The organism is Nostoc sp. CHAB 5715 (assembly GCF_020829685.1).
Classification (GTDB): Bacteria; Cyanobacteriota; Cyanobacteriia; order Cyanobacteriales; family Nostocaceae; genus Nostoc.
This window is the reverse complement of the sequence record NZ_JAIVFR010000785.1, coordinates 1-3,606: the sequence shown is the minus strand read 5'-3', so window position 1 is coordinate 3,606 and position 3,606 is coordinate 1. Positions and strand designations below refer to the sequence as shown.

3 protein-coding genes and 2 pseudogenes are annotated in these 3,606 nt (G+C 42.3%); 4 read left to right on the top strand and 1 reads right to left on the bottom strand.

Annotation, left to right across the window (positions count from 1 at the left end):
* Positions 1-8 precede the first annotated feature (8 nt).
* From LC574_RS38340 to LC574_RS38335, 3 genes and pseudogenes are all read left to right on the top strand, one after another.
* Positions 9-116: pseudogene (locus tag LC574_RS38340) on the top strand (transglycosylase domain-containing protein); the annotation flags it as partial.
* Positions 117-1,283: pseudogene (locus tag LC574_RS31205) on the top strand (adenylate/guanylate cyclase domain-containing protein); the annotation flags it as partial.
* Between the two features lie 237 nt (positions 1,284-1,520).
* A complete protein-coding gene (locus LC574_RS38335) occupies positions 1,521-1,652 on the top strand; it encodes a hypothetical protein (RefSeq protein ID WP_267871734.1) in 132 nt (43 codons plus the stop codon).
* Positions 1,653-1,700: 48 nt separating this feature from the next.
* On the opposite strand, the gene LC574_RS31200 is transcribed toward LC574_RS38335, so the two are convergent.
* A complete protein-coding gene (locus tag LC574_RS31200; protein ID WP_229457452.1) occupies positions 1,701-2,324 on the bottom strand; it encodes a Uma2 family endonuclease in 624 nt (207 codons plus the stop codon).
* Positions 2,325-2,550: 226 nt separating this feature from the next.
* Here LC574_RS31200 and LC574_RS31195 point away from each other — a divergent pair.
* The coding region (locus LC574_RS31195; protein WP_229457451.1) for an aldehyde dehydrogenase family protein at positions 2,551-3,606 on the top strand (1,056 nt) is incomplete at its 3' end.

Sequence of the window (3,606 nt, the reverse complement as noted above, 5' to 3'; positions counted from 1 at the left end):
CCCGCAAGATCTATGAAATCCTGCTGACCTTCAAGCTGGAGCACCTGCTCTCCAAGGACCAGATCCTGGAGATCTACATGAACCAGATCTTCCTGGGGAACCGGGCGTACGGGTTCGCGGCGGCGTCTATAGAAGAGATTTTTTCTCAGGTGCAGCAAGTGGTTTTTCGTTACCTTGATAGTATTGATCGCTTGGCATTATTAATTGATGTTAATGGTTGCGGTCAATTAGAATTAGTGAATGCTGCTACTAGAAATATTTCACAACAAAAACATCTCCCCTCTGATGGAAGTTGGATTAGTCGTAGTATCTGTCAAAAGGTATTTGACGAAAAAGTTGTCATTCAAACCGCCGATACCCAGCAGGATGAACGGTTTGCTAGTGAACAGAGTATTTTGGTTAAAGGCATTCGCAGCGCGATGGCAGTGCCTTTATGGGATGAAAATAAAGTTGTGGGCGTACTGTATGCCGATGCCAATTTTTCTTCTTACCATTGGGCAAATGAAGGCGAAGAAGAACTCAGCTTTTTTTCAGCTTTAGCAAACATTGTGGCTTCTAGCGTCCAGCGTTGGCTACTGGTAGAGAAACTCAAAACTGAAGAAATGATTCGTCATCGACTAGAACGCTATCATTCTCCAGCAGTTGTGCAGCAGTTGATCTCTGTAGGTGCATTACCGGGTGGTCGTTTAGCTCCCACCGAGAGCGAAATCAGTATTTTGTTTGCAGATTTGGTTGGCTTTACGGCAATTTCTGAACAGTTAACGCCAACTGCGATCGCCCAACTATTAAATAATTTATTTGAAGAAATGCTAAAAGAAGTGTTTACTTGGGGCGGCACTTTAGATAAATATATTGGCGATTGTATTATGGCATTTTTTGGCGCTCCAGAACCGCAACCAGATCACGCCGATCGCGCTGTTGCTGCTGCACAGGGAATGCTCACTCGTCTAGAACATCTTAATGCCAACGGTTTTTGGCACGAACCGCTGCAATTACGTATTGCGATTAATAGCGGTAAGGCTGTTGTGGGAGATGTCGGTAGTTCCCAAAGGGTAGATTATACGGCATTAGGCGCGACGATTAATCTTGCTGCTCGCATGGAAGCAGTTTGTCCCCCTAGTGAATGCGTGATTAGTGAAGCCACTCATAAAATGCTTTCACTGCCTTCAGACTTTGAGGAAATGGGAGATTATCGTTTCAAAGGTATTGAACGATTAGTTAAGGTTTATCAGACAAAATTGCAACCAATGTCAACAATTATTAATCCATTTATTAATCTTTAGGCATTGGGCATAATGGGGAATAGGAAAAAATCACTAATTATGAATTACGTTTTGGTTATAAGTCTACAAATGCGATCGCCTATGGGCAGGTATGCCATCGCTTTTCTCTTGATTGGTGATCAGTCAATACAGTTCAGTTAAGCATTTCTTCCTTCTCTCTGCGTCCTTGGCGTCTTGGCGGTTCGTTAACAAAATTGACTTTGTAACACAGTTTTAGCCTTAACTGAACCGTATTGGGTGATCAGTGCCATTGAAGATGTCTACTACCCGAATGATTGCAGCGATCGCTTGATTCATATTTTGGTTCAGCAACACCGGAAATTTTCTATATTGTTTTCTGAACGGGGTCTGTATAAAGCTATTATTTAGCTGATCCTACTTAATTTGGAGATGAAGTTGAATAGCCTTATGCTAAATTTAGCTGACTGTGCCAGCGCGAAAAATTTGCTCTGCGGTCAAATTCAACTCTGGAAAAGTTGGCGACTGGATACGGTCATCTCCTCGAAATTTACTAACGCGATACTCACCTTCTTCTAAAGAGCAAACCAAAATAGTAGGTTGTTTGGGTTTGCCAATAAATTCCCTACCGCCCAATGCACCATAATCGACAATCCAGTATTCAGGAATTCCCATTTCTTCATAGTCAGCATATTTTTTCAGATAGTCATCACGCCAGTTTGTACTCACTACCTCAATTACTAAAGGAATTGATGCTGCTTGAGTAACAGTTGATTCTTTTTTCCACAATGGTTCATTAACCAAATTAGTAAGATTTAGGAGCAGCAAATCTGGCGAATAAGCTGATTCGTTTTCAAGTGGTTTAACTAATACTGTTTTTGGTATACCATACCGCAGTCCGAGGCGACTATATTCTAAAGTGATTTTTGTAGATAAAAATACAACAATCTCTTCATGATCGCCTGTTGGTTGGGACATTTCGACTATTACTCCATCATGTAATTCATAACGTTTTCCAGTGTTGTCAGGATATTTAGCAACGAATTCATCGAATGTAACTAATTTGCGTAAGACTTGAGTCATGGCTTGATTCCTCAATTGTGCAAATTATAGCAACTTTACTCGTATTTAATTCATCAATATTAATACTTATTGATTGGTATACTTTCATTCAATTAAAATTGCGAAATTGTAATATTGGACAGCTAATTCTTGGTTAAAAGACTAAAATTTGGGTGGTAGCTTCCAGAATTGATCTGTGTAACACTAGGAAGCCTACCGAAGCTATTTTTTAACGGGAGGTCAGGTAATGGCGATCGCCACCATTAATCCCGCCACTGGGGAAACGCTCAAAACCTTTGAGCCACTCAATGATGCAGAAATTACCGCTAAACTCGATTTAGCTAATCAGACTTTTGAAAAGTATCGTCAGACTAATTTTTTGACGCGATCGCACTGGCTACAAAAGGCTGCCGACATTTTAGAGCAAGACAAAGCAGAATTTGCTAAGTTGATGACTCTAGAAATGGGTAAGCCATTTAAAGCTGCGATCGCGGAAGTCGAAAAATGTGCCCTCGTCTGTCGCTACTATGCCGAACACGCCCCTGGTTTTTTGGCTGATGTCAGTGTAAAAACTGATGCCAGTCAGAGTTTTATACGTTATCAACCAATAGGTGCGATTCTCGCGGTGATGCCGTGGAATTTCCCTTTCTGGCAAGTGTTCCGCTTTGCTGCACCCGCACTAATGGCGGGAAATGTCGGCTTACTCAAACATGCTTCCAACGTGCCGCAGTGCGCCTTGGCAATTGAAGATATTATCCGACAGGCAGGTTTTCCTGAAGGTGCGTTTCAAACCCTATTAATAGGCGCTGCTAAAGTCGCCGATTTGATGGCTGATGACCGCGTAAAAGCTGCCACCTTGACCGGAAGCGAACCAGCAGGTGCATCCCTCGCCGTCGCCGCCGGCAAACAAATCAAAAAAACAGTTTTGGAATTAGGAGGAAGTGACCCATTTATTGTGTTAGAAAGTGCTGACTTAGAGACAGCAGTTGTCACAGCTACTACAGCGCGAATGTTGAATAACGGGCAATCATGTATTGCAGCAAAACGTTTTATTGTTGCAGAAGCGATCGCAGACAAATTTGAAAAATTACTTTTAGAAAAATTTGAGGCGCTGAAAGTAGGCGATCCCATGCAACCAGATACCGATTTAGGCCCACTGGCTACTCCTGGTATTCTCCAGGATTTAGATCAACAAGTGCAAAATGCTCTCAGCAGTGGTGGTAAAGTCCTCACCGGTGGACATCCTTTATCAGATCGTCCTGGAAACTTTTATCCGCCAACGATTATCATGGATATCCCGCCT

What these genes read in the sequence shown, in the direction of transcription:
- LC574_RS31200 (WP_229457452.1), bottom strand. Translation starts at nt 2,324, where the DNA reads ATGACTCAAGTCTTACGCAAATTAGTTACATTCGATGAATTCGTTGCT.